At 68.9% G+C, this 25,639-nt stretch carries 31 protein-coding genes and 1 pseudogene; 14 read left to right on the top strand and 18 right to left on the bottom strand.

Going from position 1 to position 25,639, the window contains the following annotated elements:
* Nucleotides 1-53: 53 nt before the first annotated feature.
* Nucleotides 54-416 carry a winged helix-turn-helix transcriptional regulator gene (locus B0293_RS05705; protein WP_005167903.1) on the top strand — a complete coding sequence of 121 codons (363 nt, stop codon included), beginning with the start codon at nucleotides 54-56 and terminating at the stop codon, nucleotides 414-416.
* A 9-nt stretch (nucleotides 417-425) separates the two neighbouring features.
* A complete protein-coding gene (locus tag B0293_RS05700) occupies nucleotides 426-956 on the top strand; it encodes a hypothetical protein (protein ID WP_005167901.1) in 531 nt (176 codons plus the stop codon).
* On the opposite strand, the gene B0293_RS05695 is transcribed toward B0293_RS05700, so the two are convergent.
* From B0293_RS05695 to B0293_RS05675, 5 genes are all read right to left on the bottom strand, one after another.
* On the bottom strand, nucleotides 932-1,789 hold the full coding sequence (locus B0293_RS05695; protein WP_039919959.1) for an NAD(P)H-binding protein: 858 nt from the start codon (nucleotides 1,787-1,789) through the stop codon (nucleotides 932-934). The two genes, B0293_RS05700 and B0293_RS05695, sit on opposite strands and share 25 nt — an antisense overlap.
* A 79-nt stretch (nucleotides 1,790-1,868) precedes the next feature.
* On the bottom strand, nucleotides 1,869-2,813 hold the full coding sequence (locus tag B0293_RS05690; RefSeq protein ID WP_039919939.1) for an RNA polymerase sigma-70 factor: 945 nt from the start codon (nucleotides 2,811-2,813) through the stop codon (nucleotides 1,869-1,871).
* A gap of 9 nt (nucleotides 2,814-2,822) precedes the next feature.
* The gene (locus tag B0293_RS05685) at nucleotides 2,823-3,953 is read right to left on the bottom strand and encodes an FAD-dependent oxidoreductase (protein WP_005167895.1); all 1,131 of its coding nucleotides are present in this window, start codon (nucleotides 3,951-3,953) and stop codon (nucleotides 2,823-2,825) included.
* A 100-nt stretch (nucleotides 3,954-4,053) separates the two neighbouring features.
* Nucleotides 4,054-5,331 carry a carboxylesterase/lipase family protein gene (locus B0293_RS05680; protein WP_005167893.1) on the bottom strand — a complete coding sequence of 426 codons (1,278 nt, stop codon included), beginning with the start codon at nucleotides 5,329-5,331 and terminating at the stop codon, nucleotides 4,054-4,056.
* Nucleotides 5,332-5,344: 13 nt separating this feature from the next.
* Entirely contained in the window at nucleotides 5,345-6,250 is a 906-nt protein-coding gene (locus B0293_RS05675) for an MBL fold metallo-hydrolase (RefSeq protein ID WP_005167892.1), read from the bottom strand.
* Between B0293_RS05675 and B0293_RS05670 the strand changes: the two are divergent.
* Nucleotides 6,131-7,171: pseudogene (locus B0293_RS05670) on the top strand (helix-turn-helix domain-containing protein); the annotation flags it as partial. The gene B0293_RS05675 and the pseudogene B0293_RS05670 sit on opposite strands and share 120 nt — an antisense overlap.
* Nucleotides 7,172-7,195: 24 nt before the next feature.
* On the opposite strand, the gene B0293_RS05665 reads toward B0293_RS05670, so the two are convergent.
* A complete protein-coding gene (locus B0293_RS05665; protein WP_077241250.1) occupies nucleotides 7,196-7,567 on the bottom strand; it encodes a VOC family protein in 372 nt (123 codons plus the stop codon).
* 54 nt (nucleotides 7,568-7,621) lie between these two features.
* Between B0293_RS05665 and B0293_RS05660 the strand changes: the two genes are divergently transcribed.
* On the top strand, nucleotides 7,622-8,071 hold the full coding sequence (locus tag B0293_RS05660) for a MarR family winged helix-turn-helix transcriptional regulator (RefSeq protein WP_005167888.1): 450 nt from the start codon (nucleotides 7,622-7,624) through the stop codon (nucleotides 8,069-8,071).
* A gap of 1 nt (nucleotide 8,072) precedes the next feature.
* On the opposite strand, the gene B0293_RS05655 is transcribed toward B0293_RS05660, so the two are convergent.
* Nucleotides 8,073-8,507 carry a hypothetical protein gene (locus B0293_RS05655; protein ID WP_005167885.1) on the bottom strand — a complete coding sequence of 145 codons (435 nt, stop codon included), beginning with the start codon at nucleotides 8,505-8,507 and terminating at the stop codon, nucleotides 8,073-8,075.
* 129 nt (nucleotides 8,508-8,636) lie between these two features.
* On the opposite strand from B0293_RS05655, the gene B0293_RS05650 reads away from it, so the two are divergent.
* Together B0293_RS05650 and lexA are read left to right on the top strand one after the other, a co-directional pair.
* Complete coding sequence (locus B0293_RS05650; RefSeq protein WP_245192181.1) at nucleotides 8,637-9,098, top strand: nuclear transport factor 2 family protein; 462 nt, start codon at nucleotides 8,637-8,639, stop codon at nucleotides 9,096-9,098.
* Nucleotides 9,076-9,732 (top strand): transcriptional repressor LexA, encoded by a 657-nt coding sequence (lexA, locus tag B0293_RS05645; RefSeq protein WP_039919936.1) that lies wholly within the window; start codon nucleotides 9,076-9,078, stop codon nucleotides 9,730-9,732. The genes B0293_RS05650 and lexA overlap by 23 nt, the downstream gene beginning before the upstream one ends.
* Nucleotides 9,733-9,734: 2 nt before the next feature.
* Here the strand turns inward: lexA and B0293_RS05640 are convergent, their stop codons facing one another.
* Nucleotides 9,735-10,082: a DoxX family protein gene (locus B0293_RS05640; RefSeq protein ID WP_005167880.1), complete on the bottom strand. Its 348-nt coding sequence runs from the start codon at nucleotides 10,080-10,082 to the stop codon at nucleotides 9,735-9,737.
* Between the two features lie 157 nt (nucleotides 10,083-10,239).
* Here B0293_RS05640 and B0293_RS05635 point away from each other — a divergent pair, with 157 nt between their 5' ends.
* The 5 genes from B0293_RS05635 to B0293_RS05615 are packed head-to-tail and all read left to right on the top strand — an operon-like array spanning nucleotide 10,240 to nucleotide 13,939.
* Complete coding sequence (locus B0293_RS05635; RefSeq protein WP_039919935.1) at nucleotides 10,240-10,848, top strand: TetR/AcrR family transcriptional regulator; 609 nt, start codon at nucleotides 10,240-10,242, stop codon at nucleotides 10,846-10,848.
* Between the two features lie 2 nt (nucleotides 10,849-10,850).
* Nucleotides 10,851-11,507, top strand: coding sequence for an enoyl-CoA hydratase-related protein (locus B0293_RS05630; RefSeq protein WP_005167878.1), 657 nt, complete (start codon nucleotides 10,851-10,853; stop codon nucleotides 11,505-11,507).
* A gap of 17 nt (nucleotides 11,508-11,524) precedes the next feature.
* Nucleotides 11,525-12,547: a sigma-70 family RNA polymerase sigma factor gene (locus B0293_RS05625; protein WP_005167876.1), complete on the top strand. Its 1,023-nt coding sequence runs from the start codon at nucleotides 11,525-11,527 to the stop codon at nucleotides 12,545-12,547.
* 58 nt (nucleotides 12,548-12,605) lie between these two features.
* A complete protein-coding gene (locus B0293_RS05620; RefSeq protein WP_005167875.1) occupies nucleotides 12,606-13,454 on the top strand; it encodes a DUF4436 family protein in 849 nt (282 codons plus the stop codon).
* A 5-nt stretch (nucleotides 13,455-13,459) separates the two neighbouring features.
* Nucleotides 13,460-13,939: an alpha/beta hydrolase gene (locus B0293_RS05615; RefSeq protein WP_245192180.1), complete on the top strand. Its 480-nt coding sequence runs from the start codon at nucleotides 13,460-13,462 to the stop codon at nucleotides 13,937-13,939.
* Here B0293_RS05615 and B0293_RS05610 read toward each other — a convergent pair.
* Together B0293_RS05610 and B0293_RS05605 are read right to left on the bottom strand one after the other, a co-directional pair.
* On the bottom strand, nucleotides 13,919-14,896 hold the full coding sequence (locus B0293_RS05610) for an acyl-CoA desaturase (protein ID WP_209437374.1): 978 nt from the start codon (nucleotides 14,894-14,896) through the stop codon (nucleotides 13,919-13,921). The genes B0293_RS05615 and B0293_RS05610 overlap by 21 nt on opposite strands.
* Before the next feature lie 449 nt (nucleotides 14,897-15,345).
* The gene (locus tag B0293_RS05605) at nucleotides 15,346-16,197 is read right to left on the bottom strand and encodes a nitroreductase/quinone reductase family protein (RefSeq protein ID WP_005167869.1); all 852 of its coding nucleotides are present in this window, start codon (nucleotides 16,195-16,197) and stop codon (nucleotides 15,346-15,348) included.
* Nucleotides 16,198-16,984: 787 nt separating this feature from the next.
* Between B0293_RS05605 and B0293_RS05600 the strand changes: the two genes are divergently transcribed.
* On the top strand, nucleotides 16,985-18,250 hold the full coding sequence (locus B0293_RS05600; RefSeq protein WP_005167866.1) for an HNH endonuclease signature motif containing protein: 1,266 nt from the start codon (nucleotides 16,985-16,987) through the stop codon (nucleotides 18,248-18,250).
* A gap of 383 nt (nucleotides 18,251-18,633) precedes the next feature.
* Here the strand turns inward: B0293_RS05600 and B0293_RS44780 are convergent, their stop codons facing one another.
* Nucleotides 18,634-18,858, bottom strand: coding sequence for a hypothetical protein (locus B0293_RS44780; RefSeq protein WP_005167864.1), 225 nt, complete (start codon nucleotides 18,856-18,858; stop codon nucleotides 18,634-18,636).
* Nucleotides 18,859-18,879: 21 nt separating this feature from the next.
* The gene (locus B0293_RS05590) at nucleotides 18,880-19,413 is read right to left on the bottom strand and encodes a phosphotransferase (RefSeq protein ID WP_005167862.1); all 534 of its coding nucleotides are present in this window, start codon (nucleotides 19,411-19,413) and stop codon (nucleotides 18,880-18,882) included.
* Nucleotides 19,414-19,690: 277 nt separating this feature from the next.
* Here B0293_RS05590 and B0293_RS05585 point away from each other — a divergent pair, with 277 nt between their 5' ends.
* A complete protein-coding gene (locus B0293_RS05585; protein WP_005167860.1) occupies nucleotides 19,691-20,212 on the top strand; it encodes a GNAT family N-acetyltransferase in 522 nt (173 codons plus the stop codon).
* Here B0293_RS05585 and B0293_RS05580 read toward each other — a convergent pair whose 3' ends face one another.
* Both B0293_RS05580 and B0293_RS05575 read right to left on the bottom strand, forming a co-directional pair.
* A complete protein-coding gene (locus B0293_RS05580) occupies nucleotides 20,213-20,638 on the bottom strand; it encodes an acyl-CoA thioesterase (RefSeq protein ID WP_005167858.1) in 426 nt (141 codons plus the stop codon).
* Nucleotides 20,639-20,666: 28 nt separating this feature from the next.
* Complete coding sequence (locus B0293_RS05575; RefSeq protein ID WP_005167855.1) at nucleotides 20,667-21,443, bottom strand: helix-turn-helix domain-containing protein; 777 nt, start codon at nucleotides 21,441-21,443, stop codon at nucleotides 20,667-20,669.
* Between the two features lie 87 nt (nucleotides 21,444-21,530).
* Here B0293_RS05575 and B0293_RS05570 point away from each other — a divergent pair, with 87 nt between their 5' ends.
* Nucleotides 21,531-22,250, top strand: a complete 720-nt coding sequence (locus B0293_RS05570; protein ID WP_005167854.1) for a hypothetical protein — start codon at nucleotides 21,531-21,533, stop codon at nucleotides 22,248-22,250.
* A 39-nt stretch (nucleotides 22,251-22,289) separates the two neighbouring features.
* On the opposite strand, the gene B0293_RS05565 is transcribed toward B0293_RS05570, so the two are convergent.
* The 4 genes from B0293_RS05565 to B0293_RS05550 form a co-directional block, all read right to left on the bottom strand.
* A complete protein-coding gene (locus B0293_RS05565; protein WP_005167852.1) occupies nucleotides 22,290-22,664 on the bottom strand; it encodes a DUF427 domain-containing protein in 375 nt (124 codons plus the stop codon).
* A gap of 65 nt (nucleotides 22,665-22,729) precedes the next feature.
* On the bottom strand, nucleotides 22,730-23,491 hold the full coding sequence (locus tag B0293_RS05560) for an HAD family acid phosphatase (RefSeq protein WP_005167850.1): 762 nt from the start codon (nucleotides 23,489-23,491) through the stop codon (nucleotides 22,730-22,732).
* Nucleotides 23,492-23,502: 11 nt separating this feature from the next.
* The gene (locus B0293_RS05555) at nucleotides 23,503-24,672 is read right to left on the bottom strand and encodes a class I SAM-dependent methyltransferase (RefSeq protein WP_005167848.1); all 1,170 of its coding nucleotides are present in this window, start codon (nucleotides 24,670-24,672) and stop codon (nucleotides 23,503-23,505) included.
* Nucleotides 24,673-25,635 carry a class I SAM-dependent methyltransferase gene (locus B0293_RS05550; protein ID WP_005167847.1) on the bottom strand — a complete coding sequence of 321 codons (963 nt, stop codon included), beginning with the start codon at nucleotides 25,633-25,635 and terminating at the stop codon, nucleotides 24,673-24,675.
* Nucleotides 25,636-25,639: the final 4 nt, after the last annotated feature.

Here is a 25,639-nt window from a genome sequence, read left to right as displayed (position 1 = left end):
CAGGTGGTGAGTTCCAGGTGACCTCCCAACCGGCACGAAGCGGGCGCGGTGACTTGTTCGATCCCCAGTGCCCGACCCGGCAGCTGCTGGACCGCATCGGCACGAAGTGGACGTCCATGGCGGTCAAGGTCCTCGCGGAGGCGGCACCGCACGAGGTGCGTTTCGCCGAGTTGCGCCGCCGGATGCCCGGCGTGTCACAGAAAATGCTGTCGACGACCTTGCGCGGCATGATCCGCGACGGGCTCGCCGCCCGCCGGGTGGAGCCCACCGTGCCACCGCGCGTGCACTACCGGCTCACCGAGCTGGGCTCGTCGCTCGAGATCCCGCTGGCGGCGCTCCGGGCCTGGGCCGAGGAGCACATGGCCCAGATCGACAACGCCAACGCGATCAGCGACAGCCAAGGTCCACCGGCATAGAGTTGCCGCGTGTACTCCCCGATCCCGGTCCTGAACGATCTGAAGGACCTTTACGACTCGACCAGTGACTTCCTCGCCGGCGGCTTCGAGCTGTACGGATACGACAACAAGAACTGCTTCCCCGGGGAAATGACCGACCCCGGGTTCCTTACGCGGTTGATCCCCATCGCCCAGGCAAACGGGACCGGCTCGACGTATGCGATCTGGCGATCCTCCGACGAGCCGGACCTCACCAAGCTGCCTGTCGTGATCTTCGGTGACGAAGGCGGCGAGTACGTCATCGCCCGCGACTTCCGAGACTTCCTACGGCTGCTGGGCTACGACGTCGAGATCACGGTCGACCACGAGTCGGCCTACTACTTCCGCGACGAAGACTACGAGCACAGCGGCTCGCACGAGCTGTTCATCGAGTGGCTCCGGGAACGCGGCCTGGAACCGGCCGAGGATCCGGACGCCGTGATCGCCGCCGCCCAGGAGATCCACGGGGAACGGTTCCGGGCGTGGATCACCCCGTTCTACGAAAAGGTCGGCTGGGCCTGAAAAGCCGGCGCGTTGTCGCGCGCCCAGTCGGCGAACGTGAGCGCGGGCCTGCCCAGGAGTTCTTCCACCGTCGTGGTCGTGGGGCCGGGGTGAACGCTGTAGTCCGCCAGGGAACCGAGCAGGCGGGCGGGGACTTCCTCGGGCAGCCCCTGCGCGAGCATCGCCTGCCGCACCTGCTCAGGGGGAAGCTCCTGAAAGGACAGTGGCCGGTGGACGGCCTCGCCGAGGAGCCGCACCTTTTCGTACTGGTCCACTGATCGAGGGCCGGTCAAGGTGTACACCGATCCCGCCGGGAAGCCGCCGAGGAGGGCTCGCGCGGCGACAGTGGCGATGTCGGTTTCGTGGATCGGGGAGCTGGCGGCCCGGCCGTACGCGCCGCGCACCACGTCGCCCGCCTTGAGCTGGGGCACCCAGGCCAGCGCGTTGGCGGCGAAATCCGCCAGGCGCAGCACCGTCCACTCCAGACCGGAGCGGGCGACGAGGTCTTCGGCGTGTTCGAACTGGGCGGCGAAACGGGCTTCCCCGGCGGGGTACTCCACAGTCGTGGCCGACAGCAGCACCACGCGCCGGACACCTCGTTCGGCGGCCAGCTTCAGGAGCTCTTCGAGGCCGGCGCCGGTGGCCCGCGGACTGATCTGGATCGCTTCGGCTCCTTCCAGCGCCGTCTCGATCCAGCTCGGGCGGGCCAAGTCCCCGACGACGGCTTCGACGTTGTCGGGGAGCCGTGTCCCGTCGGCGCCGCGAGTGACCGCGCCGACGGAGACGCCTTGCTCCAGCAACACATTCATCACGTGGCGTCCGACGACGCCGTTCGCTCCGGTGATCAGGATCATGATCGTGCCTTTCCGGTCGATGTCGCTTCCTGAACCGGACAGCGGCACGAAACCTGACAGGAGTGACCTGTGATCCGGGTCACCACTCGACGGCGAGCGGCTCCCCGCGTTCGGAGGTGGCCCACCTGCTCGCCGCGCGTTCGAGCTTGGCGGGGTTCGCCTGGGTGTGGATCGCCGTGATGCCGTCGTCGGTCACGTCGAGGGAAACGACGGCCGCGACCCTGTCCTCCACCATCAGCACCAGCGCGGGCGCGCCGTTGGCGAAGGCCGGGAACAGGGTGGGCTTCTCGCCGATCAGCGACCACTGGGCGGCGCTCGGCTTGAAAAGCCCCTGCAGGAACCTCGCCACCCGCAGCGCGCCGGTGACCGGCCGCGGCAGCGAGAAGCGCACGCCGCCGCCGTCGTCCGCGCTGATCGCGTCGTCGGTCAGCAGCCGCACCAGCGCGTCGGTGCGGCCGCTGAGCGCCGCGGCGAGGAATTCCTCGACGATCTTGCGGGCCGCGGCCGCGTCGACCTCCACCCGGCGCCGGTCGGCGGCCAGATGCTGCTTGGCACGCCGGTAGATCTGCTGGCAATTCGGCTCGGTGACGTCGAGCACCTCGGCGATCTCGGCGTGCGAGTACCCGAAAGCCTCGCGCAGGACGTACACGACGCGTTCCTTGGCCGAGAGCCGCTCCATCAGCGTGAGCATCGCGATCGACACCGATTCACGCTGCTCGGCGGTGTCGGCCGGGCCGAGCATCCGGTCCCCCTCGAAGACCGGCTCGGGAAGCCATTGGCCCACATAGCTTTCCCGCCTGGCACGAGCCGAGGTGAGCCGGTTGAGGCAGAGGTTGGTGAGCACCTTCGTCAGCCACGCCTCGGGCGTCTCGACGTACTCGCGCTCGGCGGACTGCCAGCGCAGGAACGTGTCCTGCACCGCGTCCTCGGCGTCGGTCGCCGACCCCAGCAGCCGATACGCGATCGCCTCCAACCGGCCACGGGCCTTCTCGAACACCTCGACCTCGTGCGCACCGACCGGCATCACGCCAGATTAGCCATCCCGCCGCTCGAAGATGTTGAGCAGCTGCTGGGGGATCTCGTCGCCGAAGATGCTTTCGAGCAGGAAGTCCTCCTCCAAGGGCGTTTCGCAGCGGACGAACATCGCCAGCTCGTACTCGGCGAGCGCGGCCTCGACGTCGCCGGGACGCGCCGCGAGGGCCTTGCCGAGTTCGGCGCCGTCGAGCATGGCCAGGTTGGCGCCTTCCCCGTTCGCCAGCGCGAGATGGGCGGCGTCGCCGAGCAGGGTCACGCCCGGGACGCGCTCCCACCGCAGCCCCGACGGCAGCGCGTAGGCGGGACGGTGGATCGGCGCGATGTCGCTTTCGGTGATCAGCGCGGTGAGCTCCGGAACCCAGCCCTCGAACTCCGCCACGATCCGTGCCTTGGCAGCTTCCGCGTCGGTGAAGTCGATGGCGTCGAACCACTCCAGCGGTTTGTTGAGCTCCACATAGGCGTGCAAGGTGTCGCCGCTTTCCCTGTGGGCGTTGATGCCCAGGCCCGGCTCGATGCCGTTCCCGAACATCGACCCGCCGCCGACCGTTTCCGCCACGGCGGCGTGCCGCGTTTCCGAGTCGTACAGATAGGTCTCGACGATCGAGGTCCCGCTGTATTCGGGTGTGGCGCCGGTGAGCAGCGGCCGGATCCGCGACCACGCGCCGTCCGCGCCGACCAGCAGTCCGGCGACGACGGTGGCGCCGTTCTCGAACGTCACCTCGTGACGGCCGTCGTCGAGCGTCCGGGCACCGGTGACCTTGTGGCCCCAGCGGACGGTGCCTTCGGGGAGCGAGTCGAGCAGCATCTTCCGCAGGTCGCCGCGCTGCGCCTCGGGACGGCCGCCGGTGCCGTCGTCGGCCCGCTCGAACAGCACGGTTCCGTCGACGTTGAGGACCCGCAGCGCCTGGCGCCCTTCCAGGACGATGCCGCGGAACTCGTCCATCAGTCCCGCCGCATCGAGGGCGAGCTGGCCGTTGTAGTCGTGGATGTCGAGCATCCCGCCCTGCAGCCGCGCCGTCGGGGACGCTTCCGCTTCGTAGACCGCGGACGGGATGCCGTGGACGTGCAGGACACGGGCCAGGGTGAGACCGCCGAGACCGGCGCCGATGATCGTGACAGGGGTGTTCATGGTGACTCCTCGGATTCGCTACTGGAATGACATTCCAGAGACTGTCGCGGTCCGCTGGCAGGCCACGCACACCACGCTGGCACCGGCCTGGCACGTCCTGTCAGCCGAAGAATTCGACGGCGTCGTACTCCGCCCAGCCGGGGTCGCCGGTCCTGGCGAACGCGACCCACGCGCCGTGCATCCTGGCCGCGAGCCCTTCCGGGACGGGATCGGGACCGAGCAGACCGGTTTCGCCGTGCAGCCACGGCTCGTCGGCGACGTCGAAGACGAACGGCAGCTCGACGGTGTGCGCGGCGCCGAGCCGTCCGCCCGACGCCGTCGAGCGATAGCCGAACGAGTAGACGTGCGTGCGGCCGCCCGAGGCCCGCGCGTGCGCCCGCGTCAGCTTCGCTGTTCCGGCACCGAACAGCGTTTCCCCGAGCGCGGCGGGATCCGCCGTGCCGTAGAGGTTTCCCTCCTCGGTGTTGGTGCCGATGAGCAGGTCGACGTCGCCGCCGAGGAGAGCGTCGGCGGGCTGGACCGGCAGCACCAGGCTGAACGGGCTCAGCCCCGCCAAGGGATCCGGCGCGGTTCCGGTCCGCAGATCGAGACCGGCCAACGCGGGCAGGATCTCCAGGAACCGCTCGTCCGGGATCTCCCCGAACGCTTCCGCGGTGGGCTCGACGCCGAGCGCCGAAGCCGCCGCTGCGGTGACCCGGCCCGCCTGCTCCGGCGTGAAAGCGCCGGTCCCGCTGCCACTCTGGACGATCGCCCGCCGGAACAGCCCCTTGGCCTCGGACGTCGCCAGCAACGCCCCGGTGAGCGTGGCGCCCGCGGACTGCCCGAAGACGGTGACGTTGTCCGGGTCTCCCCCGAACGCCGGGATCGTGTCCCGCACCCAGCCGAGCGCGGCGATCACGTCGAGCAGGCCCCGGTTGACGGGAGCACCCGCCAGATCGAGGAAACCGGGAACGCCGAGGCGGTAGTTCACCGTCACCAGGACGACGCCGTCGCGCGCGAACGCCCTCCCGTCGTAGAGCGCGGCACGGTTCGAGCCGGTGACGAAACCGCCGCCGTGCACGAAGACCATGACCGGCCGCCGTCCGTCGTCCGCGGCGGGCGTGGAGACGTCGACGGTCAGATACTCCTCGCCGCGCACCCAGCCCGGCCCGAAGTACGGCGTCATGTCGAGAGCGCCGAAGTCGCGCACCGGCTGGGGCGCCGTCGGCGAGGGCCTGGTCGCGTCGCGGACGCCGGACCAGCCCGGGTGCGGCACCGGCGGATGGAAGCGTCCGGGACCGACCGGAGCGGCCGCGTACGGGATTGCGCGGTAGAGCTCGCCGAAGGAATCGCGGTGGCCGCGCACCGCGCCCGTCGGGGTTTCTGCTTGCGGGTACACGAAAACGGTCCTCTCAGGAGAGGTGGGAGAAGCCTGCCCACCGCGCGATCGCGAACTTCGACCCCCGGCGTTCGACCCGCACGGCGCCCTGGGCACCGAAGTGCGCGGGGAAGACGAGGGCGTTGCCGTCGGCGGCCTGCCCGAGCAGCTTGTGCCGGGTGGCCCGGGAGCCGGCCGGGTCTTCGCAATAGGGCGAATTGGTGTCCGGCTCGACGATCTGCAGCGCGGTGTGCACGAGATCTCCCACGAACAACGCCTGTTCACCGCCCGATTCCAGGACGAGCACGGACGAGCCGGGCGTGTGACCGGGGGCGAGGTCGAGCCGCAGGTTCCGGTCGATCCGGTACGTGTCGTCCCACAGGTGGGTCAGCCCGGCCTCGTGGACCGGCGCGACGCTGTCCTCGAAGACGTTCTGATTTCCGCGTCCCAGCACGGAATCGTGCGCTTCGGCGGGGTTCCAGAACTCGAAGTCGGGCCGCGCCATCAGGTACGTGGCGTTCGGGAAGGTCGGCACCCAGGTGCGGCCGTCGAGCCGGGTGTTCCAGCCGACGTGGTCGATGTGCAGGTGGGTGTTGACGACGACGTCGACGTCCTCGGGCCGCACGCCTGCCGCCGCGAGGTTGTCGAGGTAGGCGGTGTCGAGCCGGTTCCAGACCGCCGCGTAGGGCCGGTCCTTGTGGTTGCCGACGCCGGTGTCGACGAGGATCGTGCGCCCTTCACTGCGGATCAGCCAGGACTGGAGCGCGGCGCGGCATTCGTTCGTCTCGGGGTTCCAGAAGTCGGGCACGAGCCAGCCGCGATGCTCGTCCCACGAGCCGTCCGGGCTGTCCGGCAGGAACTCCGCCGGGGCCATGCCGAGCGAGCCGTAGAACTCCTTGACGCGGGTGACCGTGACGTCTCCGAGGGTGATCTCGTCCATGGGACCGAGCCTGTCCGGCCCGCCGGACGCGAACCACGCCCCTGTTGTCCTCCCACTGGGAGGGTGTGGCTGCGGAGGGACAGGCCACGGATACTCGGGATCATGGACGGACCTGGCCCGCTCGGCGACTTCTTGCAGGCGCGAAGGGCCCAGCTGCGGCCGGAAGACGTCGGCCTGCGCGACTTCGGGGCGCGCCGCCGGGTGGCCGGGCTGCGGCGTGAGGAACTGGCCCAGCTCGCCGGTGTCAGCGTCTCGTATTACGCGCGGCTGGAGCAGGGCATGTCGCGCGGCGCCTCGGCCGAGGTGCTCGACGCCATCGCCCGCGCGCTCCGGCTCGACGGCCACGAACGCGAACACCTCGACCGGCTCGCCGATGCCGCCCGCCGCACGCCGCGGGCGCGCCGTCCACGGCCCGAGAAACTCCACGACGAGACCCGGGACCTCCTGAGCACCGTCGACGCGCCCGCGCTGGTGCTCGGCCGCCGCTCGGACGTCCTGGCGTGGAACACCCTCGGCCACGCCCTGCTGGGCGGGCATCTGGATTTCCACGCCCCGGACGACCCGGCGCGACGGCCGAACATGAGCCGGATGCTGTTCCTGGACCCGCACAACCGGGAGCTGTACGCCGACTGGAAGCGGAAGATCCGCGCGGTGGTGGGGAACCTGCGGATCTCCGTCGGCAGGCATCCCGACGATCCGCTGCTCGCGGAGCTGATCGGCGAGCTGACCATGAAGAGCCCCGAGTTCGTTTCGCTTTGGGGCGATCACCGCGTGCAGCCCTGCGACGCGGCGGCCTACGAGCTGCGTCATCCGGTCGTCGGCACAGTGACGGTGACCCAGCAGACCCTGTCGATCGCCCGCTCGCCGGATCAGCTGCTGATCGTGTGCACGACTCCCGCGGGCTCTTCCGACGCGCGGGCCCTCGCACTGCTCCGGCAGCTGGGCTCAGGCCTTGTCGTGCATGGTGATCGCGTAGCCGTCCGGGTCGGCGAAGGCGAACGTGCGGCCGAACGGTCCGTCGAACGGCTCCGTGAGGATGGTGACGCCCGCGTCGACCAGCCGGTCGTGCAGCGCCTGGGTGTCGTCGGCGTGCAGCCACATCGCCACCCCTGACCCCGGCCGCGGGGAGATGGCGTCGAGGTCGGTCCCCGGCACGGGTTCCCGCACCGCGAACGGGATCGTCTTGGTGCCGAACACCACCGCGTGGGGTGGTGCGACGGGCAGCCTGCTCAGTCCGAGGTGGGTCTCGTAGAACGCGGCGGCGCGGTCGAGGTCGCGCACCTGCAGCGAGAAGAAATCGGGTCCGGTCACGGTCATGTCGTCCTCCATGTCAGCGTGTTGACATCGCAAAAGGTATGTCATGATGCTGACATGAGTCAAGGCGAGACGGTCGGACCACTGGACCAGTCGGTGGGGTACCTGCTGAAACGAGCGGCGACTGCGCTGCGCACGGCCATGGACACCGCCTTGCGGCCCCTCGACCTCACGGTGCCGCAGTACTCGTGCCTCGAAGTGCTGTCACAGCGGCCGGGGCTGTCCAACGCGGAACTGGCCAGGGCCGTGTTCGTCACCCGGCAGTCGATGAACCTGGTGCTGCGCGGATTGCAGGACCGCGGGCTGGTCACCCGTCCGACGACGGCGCCGCAGGGCCGCGCCCTGCCCAGCACGCTCACTCCCGACGGACGCGCCCAACTCCGCGCCGCCAGCGGTCTCGTCCGCGCCGTGGAGAAACGGATGCTCGAACCGTTTTCGCCCGCCGATCGGGACCGGCTGCTGCACGGCCTGGCCGCCTGCGTCGACGCGCTGTCCCCGCAAGAGTGACTCAGGACCTCGTGCTCACCAGCGTCTCCGGCTTGAACGCGAACACGTCGTCGCCCTGGACGAGCACGTGCCATTCGCCGCAGACCTTGTCGGTCCGGCTCTCCTGTCCCTGCGGCCACCACTGGGCGACGAGCGTGGCCGCCTGCGTCGCGGCGGCTCCCGGCACGCATTCGGCGGGCAGCGTCCCGCCGGTGAACCGCAGGATCCGCTCCGAACCCGTCGTCCGGATGACCTCCGTGACCGACCTCGCCCGGTCCGGAACCCATTCCGGCAGCCTGGCCTTCTCGTCGCGTTTGCCCTCCGCGCCGGTCGTGTAGCCGACCGTTTTGACGTGCCCGTTCGCCTTTTCGGTCAAGCCTTCCTTGAGCCCACATCCGGACAGGGCGACAGTGGCGGTCGCGGCGGCGAGGACCGCCGCGGTGATCTTCGTGTTCATACGATCGAGTCAACCTCGCGGAAGCGTCCGCGGGATCGGACTTTCGGTCCGGCCGGGGCGGCCATCCGGCCGATCTTCACGGCCGATATCCGCCAGCGTTTCCCCTGGCCGCGCGCCACAGTGGTCGTCGTGACCTCGACGACAGACACCCTCGCCGTACTCAAAGGCATGTACGCGGCGGAATCCGCCTACTTCGCCGCGGGCGGCCCCGGCCACACGACGTTCGCGCCGCTCGCCCCGTTCTTCTCCCCCGACGTGGTGCTGCACCAGGCGGACGGCCTGCCGTACGGCGGGATCTGGCGCGGCCACGAAGACATGGAGCGCTTTTTCGCCGCCATGAGCGACACCTGGGAGGTCTTCGACCTGGTGGAGCAGAGCTTCCTGAGCGAGACGAGCCCGCTGGTCGTCCTGACGCACGTGCACGTCCGGTCGAGGGTCACCGGCCGCGAACTGGACTTCCCGATCCTGCAGACGATCACCGTCGAGGACGGGCGCATCACCGAGGTGCGGCCGTTCTACTGGGACACCGCGGCGATCGCGGCGGTCTGCACGAACTACCATTCCGCTGATGACCGCCTACCACGATCTTGACGTGTTCGAGGAAGCCGCTTCGCTGCCGGAGCGCCAGCAGAAGATCCTGCTGACCATCCGCGAATGGGTGGTGGAGCACGGGTACTCGCCGAGCACGCGCGAGATCGGCGAAGCGGTCGGGCTGCGCTCGACGTCCTCGGTGTCCAAGCATCTGGCGGCCTTGGAGGAGAAGGGTTTCCTTCGCCGCAGCAGCTCCATCTCCCGCCCCATCGACGTCCGTGCCTTCCTGCACGGCACGACGTCGCGGGAGTCCACAGAGGACTCCGTGCCGGTTCCCGTCGTCGGCGACATCGCCGCGGGAACGCCGATCTCGGCCGTCGAGCACGTCGACGACGTGATGACCCTGCCGCGTGAACTCACCGGGCGGGGCAACGTCTTCGGGCTGCGGGTGCGCGGTGACTCGATGATCGACGCGGCGATCTGCGACGGCGACATCGTCGTGGTGAAGCAGCAGCAGGAGGCGCACTCCGGGCAGATCGTCGCCGCGATGATCGACGAGGAGGCCACGGTGAAGGTGTACCGCCGCCGCGACGGTCACGTGTACCTCGAACCGCGCAACCCCGCCTACGACGTCATCGACGGGGATCGCGCGGCCGTGCTGGGAGTCGTGGTCTCGGTGCTGCGCAGCGTCTGACTTCAGGCCGCGAATCCGAGCACCAGCGACGCGGCGACGGGCGCCATGTACATCAGCGGGAACGCGACGTGCGACGCCCAGTGCGCGCGGAGCACGGTGATCACGGCGCCGGCGAAGTAGAGCACCAGGCCGATCCCGGCGGCGACACCGAGCGCGGGCACCCACAGCCCGGCGATCAGGCCGAGCGCGCCCGCAGCCTTGGCGACGCCGAGCGGGGTCCACCAGGTGCGCGGGACGCCGTAGTCGGCCAGCGGCTGCACGACCCACTTGGCGCGGAAGAAGATCGAGGCGGCCGAGAAGGCGGCCATGAACGCTCCGAAGACGGTGACGATGACGTAAGCGGTGGTCATTTCGGTTTCTCCTTGGGGTTTCGGTGGTTCGCCGGGTTGACCCCGGCCGCCGGACCGATGTGACAGCGCGACGCGTGAAGCACGTCACAACCGGCGAAACCGCGTCCGGGGCGGCCGTTCCACAGTTTTGGAGCAAACGCTCTGTTACTCTCGCCCCATGGCCCGCCCCCGCGTGCACGACCTGGACCGGCTGCTCGACGCGGCCGAACACCTCGTCGTCGAGCGCGGCGCCCAGGGCGTCACCGTCCGGTCGCTCGCGGCCGCCGCGGGAGTCCCCAACGGCACGATCTACCACGCTTTCGGCTCGCTCGGCGCTTTGCTCGCCCGCGTCTGGCTCCGCGCGGCGAGCGAGTTCCTCGACCTCCAGACCGAACTGGCCGACCGGGCCGGAGACCCGGCCGAGGCGGTCGCGGCCGCGGCGGACGCGCCGGCCGCTTTCGCCGACCGCAGGCCGGACGCGGCCCGTCTGCTCATCACCGTCAAGAAGGAGCACCTGCTCGGCCCGCAGGTACCCGAAGACCTCGCCGGCGACCTCCTGGCGCTCGACAAACGCCTGGTCACGCTCCTGGTCAGGCTCGCCGAACGGCTCTGGGACAGGCGGGACGCGCCGGCGGTCGAGGTACTGACCACCTGCGTGGTCGATCTGCCGACCGCCCTGTTCCGCCGCGCCTTTACCGCAGGCGAACCGATCCCCGAAGACTCCCGCGTCCGCCTGGCCGCCGCGGTGCACGCCATACTCCTGCTCCCACCCCCACGAAAGGACTGACCATGCCGACCCTTCGTCACGACGCCCCGGTGTTCCTCCTGGACCTCGGCGACGACGAAAACCGTTTCTCGCCGTCCTGGCTGGAAACCGTGCACAGCCAGCTGGACACCGTCGTCGCCTATCCGGATCCGGCGGTACTGGTGACGGTCGGCTCCGGGAAGTTCTATTCCAACGGCCTCGACCTCGAATGGCTCACGAGCAACCCCGCCCAGGCCGCGCAGTACGTCGCCGACGTCCACGAACTGCTGGCGCGTGTGCTCACCCTCGGCGTGCACACGGTCGCCGCGATCAACGGGCACGCCTTCGGCGCCGGGGCGATGCTGGCGATGGCGCACGACTTCCGGGTGATGCGCGCCGACCGCGGGTACTTCTGCTTCCCCGAAGCCGACATCAACATCCCGTTCACGCCGGGGATGGCCGGGCTCATCCAGGGCAAGATCACCCCCGCCGCCGCGATCGCGTCGATGACCACGGGACGGCGCTTCGGCGGCACGGACGCGCGCGATCTGGGACTCGTGGACGCCGTCGCCGAGAAATCCGCGCTGCTGGAATACGCGGCCGACCTCGTCCGCCCGCTGGCGGGCAAGGACCGCGGCACGCTGGCCGCGATCAAGACGACGATGTTCACCCCGGCCGTCACCGCGCTTCGCGCCAAGTAAGGGAACGAACTTCGACCGTGAGCGAAGAAAGCCCGCGCACCGAGGACCCGGACGTCGCCGAAGCCCGCAACGGGGACGACGCGGCGTTCAATCGTCTGGTGGAGCCGCTGCGCCAAGAGCTGCACGCCCACTGCTACCGCATGCTCGGCTCGGCCCACGACGCCGACGACGCCCTCCAGGACGCGCTCCTGCGGGCCTGGCGGGGGCTGGCGCGGTTCGAGGGCCGGAGTTCGATGCGGACCTGGCTCTACACCGTCGCCACCCGCACCTGCCTCGACACCGCCGCGGCGCGCGGCAAGCGTGCCCTGCCGATGGACCTCGGCCCGTCGAGCGAACGGGCGGTGCTGGAGCAAGTCCCGGTGACCGAGGTCGCGTGGCTCGGGCCGTACCCCGACGGGAACCTGGGCCCGGCCGTACCGGACGTCCGGTACGAACAGCGCGAGGCAGTCGAACTGGCTTTCGTCGCCGCGTTGCAGCACCTGCCGGGCAACCAGCGGGCCGCCCTGCTGCTCTTCGACGTCCTCGGCTTCTCCGCCGCCGAGATCGCGTCCATGATGGACACTTCGGCCGCGGCGGTGAACAGCGCGCTGCAACGCGCGCGGGCGATCGTGGCCGAGAAGGTTCCGCCACCGGGCGGGCAGCGGACGCCGCGGAAGCTCGAAGACGCGCGGATCCGCGCGATCGCCGCGGACTTCGCCTCCGCGCTGGACCGCGGCGACGCCGACGCGCTCGTGGCGTTGCTGACCGAGGACGTCACGTGGTCGATGCCGCCGCTCGCGCACTGGTATCGCGGCATCGAAGCCGTCTCCGACTTCGCCGTCGAAGTCCCGATCGGCCGGTGCCCGAGCTGGCGCAACGAGGTCGTCACCGCCAATGGCCGGCCCGCCGTCGCGTGCTATCTCGGCGAATCAGCGGACGCCGTCCACCACGCCTGGTCGATCAACGTGCTTTCGCTCCGGGACGACAAGATCAACGGAATCACCTCGTTCCTCGATCCGGGCCTGTTCGCCCGGTTCGGCCTGCCGCCGACGAAACCCTGATCACCCTTCGGCATGACAACGACGGCCGAACCGGCTCAGCCCTGCCACGATGGCCGCCATGCGAAAGATCACTCCGGTGGCCAAGGTCGTCGCCGTCGCGCTGACCGTGGTGATCGCCGCCGGTCTCGGTCTGTGGCTGTACTCCGCGGACCGGACCGCGGGCGACACCGGGCACTGGGCCGGCTCGCACGCCCCGGACCGGATCGAGGTCAACGCCTCCGTCCTCAAGGTGGACGCCGCCGCGCGGGAGGCCGTGCTGCGCGTGCTGGTGGTCCCGCTCGGGCGGTTCGGGGAAGACGACGGCGTCGCGCCGACCGGAGAACTGCGGCTGCTGTCCTCCTCCAGTCTTCGCGACGACCGCGTCTTCCCGGCGCACCAGCGGATCTCCAGCCTCGACATCCCGATCGCGCTGACCGGCGGAGCCGTCACGGACTACCCGTTCGACGGCTACGAGGCACGGATCGAGTTCGCCGCCGTCCACAGCGGGGAACCCGCCCCCGTGCTGTTCACACTGGACAAAGTGGACAGTCTGTTCTCCTTCTCCGTCAAGGACTATCGCGCGACGGAGGACCAGGGCGGCCTCGACGTCCGGTTCAGCCGGTCGGCCAGCGTGCTGGTCTTCGCCCTGTTCATGATGATCACCATGTGGGGCCTCGCCATCGCGGTGTTCTTCGGCGCGCGGCATCTGATCGCGCGAAGGAAGGGCCTGGTCTGGCCGTCGTTCGGGTTCATGGCCGCGACACTGTTCGCGCTCGCCGGATTCCGCAATCTGGCACCGGGTTCGCCACCGATCGGCTCACTGCTGGACTACACGGCCTTCCTGTGGGCCGAGGTCGTCATCGCGCTGTGCGTCGTGGTCGCGGTGGTGACCGGCGCGATCACCGAACAGGGCAAACCGGACTCCTGACGAGCATGATGGAGGAATGCGCGGACGGCACCGCCGACGTCCTGCCCGGCGGCCGGGACGTCACACTCGCCACCTCCGACGGGCTGCGCCTCGCGAGCTGGTACTTCCCGGTCGCCTCCGCGAAGGCGGCCGTACTGGTGGCGCCGGGCAACGCCGGGCACAGGTCGTACCGGGTGCCGCTGGCCCGCGCGCTGACCGCACGCGGGCTTTCGGTGCTGCTCCTGGACCCGTTCCTGCCGGTTCGGTGGCTGCTGCGGGACGAGTTCCCGACGCGGGACAACGTCGCGCGGGTGAAAGCACCGGTCACCGTCGTGTACGGCTCAGCGGACTCGATCGTCCCTGCCGAGCAGAGCCGTGAAGTGGCGCGGGCGGCGGGTGCCAAGGTGGTCGAGGTCCCCGGCGCCGATCACAACGACCCGGCGTTCTCCGACGGGCCGGAGCTGATCGACGCCATCGCGAACGGCTCAGGCGCCCCGGCGCAGTGACAGGGAGTGGCCGGGGTTGAGCTTGCGGCCGAGACGGTCGGCCTTCGGCCAGCGGACGTCGGTCGCCCAGCCCGCCTTCTCGAACAGCCAGATCAGCCGCGCGGAGATGTCGAGCTGGCCGCGGCGGACGCCGTGCCGGGCGCCGGTCGGGTCGGCGTGGTGGGAGTTGTGCCACGACTCGCCCATCGAGGCGATGGCGAGCGGCCAGAAGTTCGCGGACTTGTCGCGGGCGGCGAACGGGCGGTCGCCGATCAGGTGGCACAGCGAGTTCACCGACCAGGTGACGTGGTGCAGCAGCGCCACCCGGACGAGGCTCGCCCAGAAGAACGCGGTGACCGCGCCCCACCACGACAGGGTGATCACGCCGCCGAGGACGGCGGGCGCGAGCAGGGTCACGACGGTGAGCAGCGGGAACAGCCTGTCGACGCGGGCGATGTCACGATCGGCGAGCAGGTCCGGGGCGAACCTCTGCGCGTTGGTCTTCTCACGTTCGAACAGCCAGCCCATGTGGGCGTGCCAGAAGCCACGGGCGAGTGCGGCCGGGGTGGTGCCGAACCGCCACGGGGAATGCGGGTCGCCTTCGCGGTCGGCGAAGGCGTGGTGGCGCCGGTGGTCGGCCACCCAGCCGATGACCGGGCCCTGCATGGCCATGCTGCCCGCGACCGCGAGGGCGATCCTCAGGCCGCGGTTGGCCTTGAAGGCGCCGTGGGTGAAGTAGCGGTGGTAACCGATGGTCACGCCGAGACCGGTCAGGAAGTAGAACCCGGCGGCCAGGCCGAGGTCCACCCAGCCGAGTCCCCAGCCCCAAGCGAAGGGGACGGAGGCGGCCAGCGCCAGCAGGGGAACCACCGCGAACAGCTTGACGAGGAGGTTTTCGGTGCGGGACTGCTCCCCGGACATCAAGGGTTGCGGCGTCTGCCGCTCTTCGGTGTCCGGGGTTCGCAAAACTGAGGTCATGTCGCCGTTTCTTGTCGAGGGCCGAGGCTTGTGTCAGCTGCGAGAGCCTGAGCACGACGCGGCGCACGAAAAGACATGCCCGCGACGAATTCTGCGCGAGCGTGCTTGGACAACACGACACCCAAAACGTTGGACCGGTTCGTTCAACGAACGGCGTCGGCCGAAGGTTCCGGTGCGGGACAAGAGGGTTCGCGAAAAAGATCCACGTATCGCTCGCCCTGGGTGGTCTTGTGGTCGTATCGCTCGGCCTGAGCTTCGACCGGATGACTGAACAGCGCACTGTTCGTACTGTGAGTACTGACGATGAAACCTTTCGAAAGGGGACCGCTGTCGCGCGGTCTTCAGCGAGGCCAGGGGCGAATTCCACCGCCTCGCGGCGTCACGCCCCGAGGGCGCCGCCATCGTTCACGGTACACGCCCCGGGGCCGGACCCCGGGGCGTCCACCCGATCAGCCGTGCGTCGTCACGTTGAGTGCCGTCACCACGGTTCGTTCTTCATAGGCGAAATGTGCCTCCAGCTTGCCCGCGAGCTCGTCGAAGTCGTCACGCAACCGGCTCGGGTCGCTCTCGCCGTGGACGTAACCCTCGACGAGCTCACGGATCCGCTTCTGCAACTCCGCGACGACGACATGGTCCTCACCCAGCTTCGTCAACGCCGGCGCGAGCGCGGGAAACCGTTGCGCCAGCATCGGAAAAGCGCCCATGTCCTCACCGGTGTGATGTTTGGTCAGCGCCTCGCAGAACGAAACACAGTGCGCCCGCAGGGATTTCTCCATGGTGAGCGAATCCGCGCGTCCCGCCACCAGGTCGTCGACCCCGGCGCGCAGCGTCTTGATCTCCTCCCGCAGCCACTCGTGGACCTCCACCAGGAAGTCCCCCATCCCCTGCACGCGGTCGTCGATCCGGTGCAGGATCACGACGGGCAGCTCGCGCGTCGTTTTCGCCTGATACTCGGCGAATCCCGGGTCCTCGGCGATGACCTTCGCGAACAACGCGTCCCGTTCCGCCGCGGACGGAACGGCAGCGATCGCCTCGTAGCTTTCGGCTCCTGTCTCGATCGTGACCCGATGGTCGTGCCGGATGTTGTGATACCAACCGGGATTCCTCGGCGCTCCCATATTGGAAGCGACGACGACGGTCTTGCCGTCGATCTCGAGGTATCCCAACGGATTCGTACGCCGCTCACCACTCTTGGCGCCGGTGGTGGTGAGCAGGATCAGCTTCCACCCCTCGAACATGCCGCCGAGTTTTCCTTTGTTGTTCCTGAATTCTTCGATCACTTGGTCGTTGAAGCCGGTCAATGCGGTCCTTTCCCATCGATGTGACGACAGGAGGACGCGGAACGATCACCGAAAAAGGGCACAAGTCCGAGTACGCCCGGCTTTTGAGCGCACGCATGGAGACGCATCCCACCGACGAGGGGATGAGTGAATACAAGAGACGGTGTGTGCCGATCTCTGGTGGCCGAGTAGCCGCTACCTCCATGCGTAGGCCCATATGGGGCTCGGGATCGAGGTTAGCACAAGGTTGGCCCGTGGTGCGCTGTTGCACGCGGTGGCGCGCGAGGTGAACGGCGCCGGGATTCCGGGAGGCGACCTTCATCGACCAGACCCGACGCCATCGCCGACGAACTCAACGACCGACCGCGGAAGACGCTGGGCCGAATTATTGAGGGGTGAGGCAAAGGTGGCGTTTTCAGTCGCTCGCCCGTACGCCGGCCCCGGGTGTTGCGAAAGCCACTTCCGCAACGTTGAAGGTTGCGAACGTGGCTTTCGTAACGCTTCAGAGCCTTCGCCCCTGGAGACCACGTGCCCAGGGGTGAAGGGGACTTTCCGCTCGTGCGATGAGGTGAAAGTCCCCTTCACCACGCTGATCGCCACCGAATACCGGTCCGTGAAGGCCTCCTTGAGGGACCTAGGGTCCCCCAAAGAGGCCTTCACGGACTTGGCACCCGACAGGACACCTTTGCCTTTCTGCCCAATAAGCCGATCGAAGCGTTCAGCAAAAGTGTTGCCAGGCCAGAGGTGGGGCACTCACCACTCGAAACCACCTAATGGTGAATAGCACAGGTGTTCGAATCGGAGTAATATGGATCTCGTGGCCGACGACAACAGACCCGAGACGACGCACACCGAGTGGTGGCGCGTCGAGACGGCTGCGCTGCACGCCCGCAAACAAGAGTTGGAGGTCTTGAAGCGTCGGGTGGATGCGGAGCAGAACGCGATCCTCGCGGAGATCAACAGTCGCGGAGTTCGGGGATGCAGTGGTCATTCGACGTTGGCGGCGATGATTTACGAGGACTTCCTTGTGTCGGACAAGGAGGCCAAAGATCGTGCGGATCGGGTGCTGGCTTTGTATCCCGGTCCGTCCATCGGCGGGGAACCTGAACCTCCGTTGGCGCCGTTGACCGCCGGGGCCGCCGCGGAGGGCGCGATCGGTGGCTCACAGATCGACGCGATCATCCGCACTCTCGCGCGGATCCCGTCCAGCGTACCGGAGGAGAAGGTGCGGGGCGGGGAGAAGATCCTGGTCGACCTCGCCCGCCGTGCCGGGCCTCGTGCCATCGCCCAGGCCGGGCGGCGTCTGCTGGACAAGCTCGATCCCGACGGGAAAGAGCCCCGCGATGAGGATCCCAAGGATGTGCGGCCGGAGTTGCGGTTCGTCAAGCACCGTGACGGGACCCTGGGGCTCAAAGCCACCCTCGACCTGGAAACCTACGCACGTTTGAAGTCCGACCTCGACCCGATGGCCAAGCCACACAAGGCCATCGAGGGGATTCGCGACTCCCGCACCCAGGATGAACGCTATGGCGATGCCTTCACCGACTATGTCCGGCTCAAGACGACCAGCCGGAACTTGCCGGGCCAAGCGGGAGAGGCCACGCACATTCTGGTGACCATGTCCTATGAGGACCTGATCAACGATCTCGGCGAAGCCCACCTGGACCTGGTCGGTCCGATCAGTGCGACCGACGCCCGGATCCTCGCCTGCGACGCCCGCGTCCGGCCCGGAGTCCTCGGCACAGCGGGCGAGCCGCTGGATATCGGCCGATCCAAACGCACCGTGTCGCTGGCGCAGAAGTACGCACTCACCATCCGCGACGGCGGCTGCGCCTTCCCCGGTTGTGACATGCCCGTCCCGCGCTGTACGGCTCACCACATCGTTTTCTGGCGACACCACGGTGAAACGAAGATCGACAACCTCGTCCTGCTCTGCACCAAACACCACAGGCTGATCCACCACAGCGAGTGGAAGGTCCAGATCGCCCAAGACGGACTCCCCGAATTCACCGCCCCCGCCTACCTCGACCCCACCGGGGAACCGAGGCGCAACACCATGCACCTCAGGACATAGGCCGATCCCCGTGAACCCTCCGGAAAGTGTTTCTGATCCGACTTCGTCAGCGGATCAGATTCTCCGGCACGCGCGCAGATCCTCGTGACCGTAAAGCGCGGTCACAGCCTCAGGATCGTCGGTGACACGCGCTGGCGAGCTCATCGAGCGCGAGCGGATCCACGCCGTCGAGGCTGGTGAGCGGTCCGGGGTTGCGAGTCATTGGCCTCTGCCATGATGCCGACCCGAGTCTTCTTCCGGCGGCACCAAGGCGAAATGCCTAGTCCAACGCCAACTCCCCGATCGTCTGATCACCACTCGTCTCTCCTGTCGGGACGAATCCGAGCCTCAGGTAGAAACCCTCGGGGCCGTCCGCGCCCGGGTGCCAGGTGGTGGTCATCCGGTCACCGCCTCGACGACGGATCTCGGCGGCCACAGCCTCGACCGCGAACCGGCCGGTCACCGTCGAGAATGAGGCGGGGCCAGGCCGTGCCAGCGTGCACGTATGCCTCGGCGAGGGACTTCACGACCGGCGCGACCAGATGATCCTGGTCAGGATGGACCTGGACACCGATCGCGGCGTCGAAGTTGGCGGCGGTGACCTCGGCCAGCCGGAACGTCGTCGTCATGCCGCAACCGTAAGCAGCGCATCAAGCGGTTTCCCGGAGCACCGTCCGGATCACGTACCGCGCGTTGCCCGACATCGCCGGGTTGGTGTTCCGGTAGTACGGCAACGCGATCAGGGCCTGCGAAAGCGTCCGTGCACGGCCTCGGCTCCAAGTCGCGTCGTCCACGTTCAGCGCCTCTCGGAAGACTTTCCTCGCCTCGTCGGCCAACAGGTTCCACGCCGGGAACAGATCACAGGCCGGATCGCCCGCTCCCATACAGCCGAAGTCGATCACCGCGGAAAGCCTTTCGCCGTCCACCAGCAGGTTGCCCGGCATCAGGTCGGCGTGCAGCCATACCCGCGCTTCCTCACCGCCTGGGGCTCGCAACGCGTTCTCCCAGAGTCGGAGGACGGCGTCGCAGTCGACGTTCTCCTCCGGGATGGCGCGCAAGCGCTCGATCGCCGACCGGGTGGCCGTGCCGAGTGCCGTGAGTGGCCCGCCACGGTATGCCTTCGGCGCTCCTTCCAGGGGGATGCTCCGCATCGCGAGCACGAACTCGGCCAGGTCTTCGGCCAACGGCGCGTGGGCAACCGGGACGCGATGCGGGGCAGCCAGGTCTGCTCCAGTACCACGTCCTTCGCGCCGCTCTCCGTCAGAGGCAACCGCACGACCATGTCTTCGCCCAGGCGGAACATGGCGTTGACCGTGCCGCCGGACGGCCATCGCTCGACCGATGCCCCGGCCCAGCGGGGGAACTGGGCCGCGATCAACTGCCTCACGAGGTTCTCGTCGACGGTGTCCTCCACGTCGGCCATCCAACCACCGCCACCCGATCAGGAGGCACTATCGAGCCATGCCGATCATCACCAATCCCGAGCCGCTCACCCCGGACGCCACCATCCGCCCGGCCCGCCCCGGCGAGGAGGAAGCGGTGCTCGACGTCCTCGCCGAAGCCGCCGCCTGGCTGACCGGTCGCGGAATCCGTCAATGGCCGCAGCGCTTCCCCTGGGAATCGGTGAATCGCCAGATCGAACTGGGCGAAGCGCTGCTGATCACCCGGTACGACAAGCCGATCGCGACCTGCGTGGTCACCGAAGCGGAGCCGGATCTCTGGGGCGACGACACGGAACCGGCCTACTACCTGGGACGCCTCGCGGTGGCGCGGGAAGCGGCCGGAGCAGGACTCGGGGGCCGGATCATCGACTGGTCCTGGCAGAGGGCGGTGGCGCACGGCAAAGCCTTCATCCGGGTGGCGACCACGCGCGACAATCCGGCCCTGCGCGCGCTCTACGAACGCGCGGGATTCGAGCACGTGACGGATCCGCTGGGGCTGAAGTGGCCCACGAGCCTGTACCAACGGCGAACCGGTGGGTGATCACGTCAGGCCGAGGACTTCCGGCCGCGCCGCGTACTGCCGCCAGTGGTGACCGGGATCCTCGACCAGGCGCCGCCGTTCGAGATCCAGCAGTCCGGAGAGGCTTTCGACTTCGGCCACCACGACGCCGTCCGGCGTCACGAATTCCTGGACCACCAGAGAGACCTTGCCCGGATCCCAGGAGAACCGGGTCAGGACGTCGATCCGCGCGCGGGCCCGGAGTTCCCGGCGGAACCGGATGGTCGTTTCGAGGTTGACCGGGCCGAGGTTCCCGGCCTTGAGCGCCAGCGGGTCCACTCCGGCCGCCCACACGCATTCCCAGCGCGCGTGATCGGCGTACGCGAGATAGGCGGGGCCGCGGACGTGCCCGTTGATGTCGAGGTCGTCCGTGCGGATGTCGATGGTGACGCGGAAAGGTTCGAGCACGTCCCGATCTTCGCCTCGGCGACCCGCCTCAGTCTGGAACGTTTCGGCCAGTCCACGATCGCACCAGCGAGCCGGGCGAGGTGCGCGACAGCCGCCGGCATTCGCGGCCGAGATGGGACTGGTCCGCGTAGCCCACTTCGGCGGCGACGTCGGCGAGTGACGAATGGTCCCGCGCGACGGCCTCGACCCGGTTGAGGAACCGGCGGAACCTCAGGACCCGCTGCAGTTCCTTGGGGCCGACGCCGATCGCGTGCCGCACGTGCCGCCGGAGTCCGCGCTCGCTGACGCCCAGCGCCGCCGCCACCCGATCGGTGCGAGCGCCGGGCGCACGCAACGCGCGAGCGGCCTCGATCGAGAGACCGTCCACCTCGACGTCCCGCAGCCTTTCGGCCACCAGCTCCTCCAGTACCGACCGCGCCTCGCCCGGTGCCTCGCACTCGGCCAGCCTGGCTTCGGCGCGCCGAGCGCTGCCCGCCCACAGGTCGCGCAGCGGCGTGGCCTCCGCCGTCAGGTCCGTCATCGGCAGTCCCAGTACCGCGCCGCCGGCACCGCACCGCAGGCGGAGCCCGACGGTCCACTCGGCCGACGGCAGTTCGTGTCGCAGCACACCGCGCACGGTGGTGACCGCGGCGATCCCTCGCCCGTCCCAGACGAGATCCACGCAACCGTCCGGGAAGACCCGCAGCGGACGGCTGCATCCCACCCAGCCCGTCCAGGCGCTCTCGACCACACCGGCCACCTTCGCGACCGGCTCGGCCTCGCGGTACACCGAACGGCCCGAACGACGACGCAGCGGAACACCCACGCCCGGCAGTATGCCCCCGCCCACCGACAAAAGACCGGCGAGAACGACAAGATGCGCGTCACTTGATCTTCCTGAAGACTTGCCGTCGTGCTGCGGCCGGTGCTCGACCCGTCCCCCGCCGAGTGGATCTCCTCCAGGCTCGGCGGGGCGTTCGGCGCGGCTTGCCGCACGGTTCCGCGTGGTTACCGCGCCTACGCCCGGCTCTGCCACCCCGCCGAACGAGACCGCGGCGGCTGGGCGAGCTGGCGCGACGCCGCGGCCGAAACGGGGCGGCGCGCCCACGGCGCCATGCAGTGGCACGCGCTCGTCGGCTCCCCGGATCCGGTGAACCTCACCGGCTCACTCTGGCGAGGCTCCCCGCCGGGACGCGGCACGTTGCCGTCGCACAGTCTCATCGCCCTGCTGGCCGTCCTCGGCGACCACACGACCGCTTCGGACGCCTGGTTCTGTCTGTGGGATGGCTACGGCTGGGCCGACGAGAAGACGTTGTCCCGCGAACACCTCGACGCGCCGCGCCTGCGGCATCCCGGCCGCGACTATCTGCTGTTCCGCGGGCCGCTGGCCTCGGCGACCGAACTCGGCTGGCGGCCTCGGCCGAGCTGGTTCGAAGCGCAGTCCCCCAACCTGTTCTGGCCGGACGACCGCGCCTGGTGCGTGGCCACCGAGGTCGACTTCGATTCGACGCTCGTCGCGGGCGAGGAGGCCTTGATCGACGCGCTCGTCGGCGCGCCCGGCCTCGACGCCTGGCGGATCGAGCCCGACACCTCGCTCGCGGCCGACGGGGATCGGATCAATCACCTCGCGTGACCGCGAGGCGGGAAAACCCGCCTCGCGGTCACCGCGCGATCAGCGCTCTTCGATCGCGTCCACCTTCGACGGGTAGAACGCCACGTGGTCCTTGATCTCGGCGACCGCGTCGTGCGGCGCCTCGTAGGTCCAGACCGCGTTCTCGGCGACGCCGTCACCGGTGCGGATGCTGTAGTACGACGCGTCGCCCTTGAACGGGCAATACGTCGAGTGTTCCGTCCGCTCCAGCAGGCCGAAGTCGACGTCGGCACGCGGGATGTACTGCGCCGGCGGATAGTTCGCCTCTCGCAGCGTGAGCGCGTTCGCGCTGTCCGCCACGACCTTCCCGCCGACCGTGACGACCACGCGCGCCTCGTTCGGCGCCACCGTGATCGGGTGGTTCGCGCTGGGCTTCAGCACCTTCTTGTCAGGCATGGATCAGCTCCCTCGGGGGTTTCTCCGCTACCTGGCACAGCGACGCCGCCCCTGCGGATATTCCGTCAGGGCAGGTAGTACATCGGGTTCGGCAGCTTCACCGGGAACTCCGCGTAACCGCCTTCGAGGTCGCTGAACTGGTCGCCGAAGTTGGCCACGATGGTCGCGCCGGTCGAGGCGATGTGCTTCCGCGTGCCCGCCTTGTACTGGACGGTGGTGCAGGTCAGCCCGCACGGCAGGTAGTCCGGCGCGGTGGTCTTCGGCTTGAAGAACGCCCCCGCCGGCGCCGGGTAGCCCTCGTTCGCGAGGTTCTTGAGCGACTGCGGGCCCTGGAACTCGTTGCGGCCGGTCAGGAAGTAGATCTTCACACCGCGCTGCGACGCCCAGTTCGCCAGTTCCAGCACCGGCTTGTTCGCCACGAAGGTGCCCTTGTCGATCGCTTCCTGCTGCTTCACCGGGTCGAACCCGAAGTCGTTGTCGACCTCCCAGCCGTAGGTGACCTCGGCGGTGTCGTCGACGTCGAACACGACGGCGGGGTTCTTCACGCCGCGATCCAGCCTCCGCTGCAGATAGCGCTTGGCGTCGGCGACCTGGCGCTTGGTGTCGGAGACGAACCGGCTGTTCTCCGAGTACTGGTGCTTGCCGTCGACGACGACGTCGCCGTAGTAGGCCTTGACGTCGAGCTTGACCTGGCCGATGTTGGCGGGCTCGTGTCCGCGCCTCCAGGCTGCGTCGTCCTGGTTCGCGATGGCGGTGGCACCGCCCGCGAGGACGGCTCCGGCGGCCGCGGCGGCGGCCAGTTTCAGCAGACCGGTGAACCGGCTCATGGAAGTGCTCCTCACGTCAGCTGTGCGCGGCAAAGGAACGCTACTCCAGAACGGCCGATTCTGGTCAGTACCAAAGTCGCTTCTTCATCACCGCGGGGTTTCAGCTTGCGCCGCAACGCATCCGGGTCTATGTCGAGACCGCGGACGAGAATCTCCAGCCGACCGATATCGTGTTTTTTCAGCAGTACACGAAGATTCTTCTCGCTGTACGGTCCGTACTCGAACACCCGGAACGCCCGGATTCCCGGTGGCGGAGCGTCCCCGGTCAGGTACGCGATGCGTTCGTCGAGCTGCCACAAGCCATGCCGCGCCGCGTAGTGCCGCACCAGCCCGGCCCGGACGACGGCGCCGTCGGGGTCGACGATCCATTCTCCCGGCTCACGCTGGGGAATCTCGTCGGACTCGGCGTCGGTGATCGTCCACTGTGCACCGTCCGAACGCAACACCGTCGCGCGACGGGAAACCGTCGAGCCCACACCACGCCACAGGCAGGCCTCGCGGACCTGACCGTCCAAAGAGACCAGTTCGACCTCGTCCGCCCAGGGCGCGATGGAGAAATCCAGGCCCGGCGCGCATTTGACCGAAAGCTCCCGGCCCGCGTACGCCTCGAGGAGGCCGTCCAGCGGCGGCAGGAAATCAGCGGGCTTCCATGCCCGGCGCCCGGCGGAGTCACGGCGAGCAGGATCGGCGACGACGACCGAAGACCGGCTGACCGGCCGCAGCGCGTCGGCCCTCAGCAACACCGCCGACACGGAAGCCTCGGCGGCGTTGTGCCGCGCCATAGCCAGCCGGACCTCGTCCAGGTCCGAACCCATCGCCCGGGAAGCGACCCTGGCGATCTCGACGAGGTCCGCGCCGACGGAACAGGTCACGTCGTGGACCTCGCGGCCGGTCAGCCGCGATGCCCGATGCCGCGCGACGAGAGTGGCGCTGGCCTGCTGGAGGGCGTCGCCGGTGAACAGCCACGAGCCCGCGGAGTCCAGTTTGGCCGACGACTTCCGCCGCAGCACCACCGTTTCCAGCACCGCGGCCGCGTGGTCCGGGGCGATCCGGCGGACGGCGGCGACGTCGGCGATGCGGGTCTTGTCGGTCAGCGGCAGGGAAGAGCATTCGGCGAGCGCCGCGCTTCCCGCGCCGGAGCGCAGGAAGGCGACGTCGTCGAGCGTGAACTGATAAGGCACCTACGGACGCTTGGTACCGGTGATCATCACGTTGTAGAACAGTTCGCGCGGCAGCACCTTCGCGAGCAGCTTCTTGTCCAAAGCGGACAGCCGCAGCCACAGCCGGTACGCGAACAGGCGCCAGCGCAGGGTCAGTTTCTCCTGCGGCACGGCGGCTTCGAAGGTCCGGATCGGCCAGCCCGCGAGCGCGGCGGCGAACTCCTCGGTGACCGCGCGGACGTCCTGCGCGCCCGCGCCGCGGGCCATCGACTCGAGGTCGGACGGGTCGAAGGTGTGGATGTCGACCACGGCCTCCAGCGCGGCCGCGCGGGAGGACTCGTCGAGTTCCTCCTGCGGACGACGCCAGCCGTTCAGCACCGGGATCTTGGTCAGGTTGGTGGTGAGGTACCACGTGATCTGGCCGAGTTTGCGCGCGTAGAAGTCACCGACCTTCGTCGGCTCGCCCGCGAAGACGAACCGGCCGCCCGGCTTCAGCACCCGCAGCACCTCGGCGAACGCCGCGCGGACGTCCGGGATGTGGTGCAGCACCGCGTGCCCGACGACGAGGTCGAAGCTGTTGTCCTCGTAAGGGATCCGCTCCGCGTCGGCGACCCGGCCGTCGACATCGAGGCCGAGGTTTTCGGCGTTGCGCAGCGCGACCTGGACCATGCCGGGCGAGAGGTCGGTGACCGAACCCTTCTTGATCACCCCGCCCTGCATCAGGTTCAGCAGGAAGAAACCGGTGCCGCTGCCCAGTTCCATCGCGGTCGGGTACGGCTGGCCGTCTTCACCGGCGACGGCGTTGAACACGTCCGTCGCGTAGGTGATGCAGCGCTCGTCGTAGGAGATGGACCACTTCTCGTCGTAGGTCCCGGCTTCCCAGTCGTGGTAGAGCACGTTGGCGAGCTTGGGGTCGTCGAAGGCGGCCTTGACCTCTTCGGCGGTGGCGTGCGGGTTCGGCGCCGGGTCGTTCACCTGGGTCATCGTG

This window comes from Amycolatopsis azurea DSM 43854, assembly GCF_001995215.1.
Taxonomy (GTDB): domain Bacteria; phylum Actinomycetota; class Actinomycetes; order Mycobacteriales; family Pseudonocardiaceae; genus Amycolatopsis; species Amycolatopsis azurea.
This window is presented reverse-complemented; position numbering and strand designations above follow the sequence as displayed.

Excerpts from the sequence above, each read along its gene's own strand:
- B0293_RS05695 (WP_039919959.1), bottom strand. The coding sequence starts at position 1,789 with ATGATCCTGATCACCGGAGCGAACGGCGTCGTCGGACGCCACGTGATG.
- B0293_RS05690 (WP_039919939.1), bottom strand. The coding sequence starts at position 2,813 with ATGCCGGTCGGTGCGCACGAGGTCGAGGTGTTCGAGAAGGCCCGTGGC.
- B0293_RS05685 (WP_005167895.1), bottom strand. The coding sequence starts at position 3,953 with ATGAACACCCCTGTCACGATCATCGGCGCCGGTCTCGGCGGTCTCACC.
- B0293_RS05675 (WP_005167892.1), bottom strand. The coding sequence starts at position 6,250 with ATGGACGAGATCACCCTCGGAGACGTCACGGTCACCCGCGTCAAGGAG.
- B0293_RS05665 (WP_077241250.1), bottom strand. The coding sequence starts at position 7,567 with ATGACCGTGACCGGACCCGATTTCTTCTCGCTGCAGGTGCGCGACCTC.
- B0293_RS05660 (WP_005167888.1), top strand. The coding sequence starts at position 7,622 with ATGAGTCAAGGCGAGACGGTCGGACCACTGGACCAGTCGGTGGGGTAC.
- B0293_RS05655 (WP_005167885.1), bottom strand. The coding sequence starts at position 8,507 with ATGAACACGAAGATCACCGCGGCGGTCCTCGCCGCCGCGACCGCCACT.
- lexA (WP_039919936.1), top strand. The coding sequence starts at position 9,076 with ATGACCGCCTACCACGATCTTGACGTGTTCGAGGAAGCCGCTTCGCTG.
- B0293_RS05640 (WP_005167880.1), bottom strand. The coding sequence starts at position 10,082 with ATGACCACCGCTTACGTCATCGTCACCGTCTTCGGAGCGTTCATGGCC.
- B0293_RS05635 (WP_039919935.1), top strand. The coding sequence starts at position 10,240 with ATGGCCCGCCCCCGCGTGCACGACCTGGACCGGCTGCTCGACGCGGCC.
- B0293_RS05630 (WP_005167878.1), top strand. The coding sequence starts at position 10,851 with ATGCCGACCCTTCGTCACGACGCCCCGGTGTTCCTCCTGGACCTCGGC.
- B0293_RS05620 (WP_005167875.1), top strand. The coding sequence starts at position 12,606 with ATGCGAAAGATCACTCCGGTGGCCAAGGTCGTCGCCGTCGCGCTGACC.
- B0293_RS05615 (WP_245192180.1), top strand. The coding sequence starts at position 13,460 with ATGATGGAGGAATGCGCGGACGGCACCGCCGACGTCCTGCCCGGCGGC.
- B0293_RS05610 (WP_209437374.1), bottom strand. The coding sequence starts at position 14,896 with ATGACCTCAGTTTTGCGAACCCCGGACACCGAAGAGCGGCAGACGCCG.
- B0293_RS05600 (WP_005167866.1), top strand. The coding sequence starts at position 16,985 with ATGGATCTCGTGGCCGACGACAACAGACCCGAGACGACGCACACCGAG.
- B0293_RS44780 (WP_005167864.1), bottom strand. The coding sequence starts at position 18,858 with ATGACGACGACGTTCCGGCTGGCCGAGGTCACCGCCGCCAACTTCGAC.
- B0293_RS05585 (WP_005167860.1), top strand. The coding sequence starts at position 19,691 with ATGCCGATCATCACCAATCCCGAGCCGCTCACCCCGGACGCCACCATC.
- B0293_RS05565 (WP_005167852.1), bottom strand. The coding sequence starts at position 22,664 with ATGCCTGACAAGAAGGTGCTGAAGCCCAGCGCGAACCACCCGATCACG.
- B0293_RS05560 (WP_005167850.1), bottom strand. The coding sequence starts at position 23,491 with ATGAGCCGGTTCACCGGTCTGCTGAAACTGGCCGCCGCCGCGGCCGCC.
- B0293_RS05550 (WP_005167847.1), bottom strand. The coding sequence starts at position 25,635 with ATGACCCAGGTGAACGACCCGGCGCCGAACCCGCACGCCACCGCCGAA.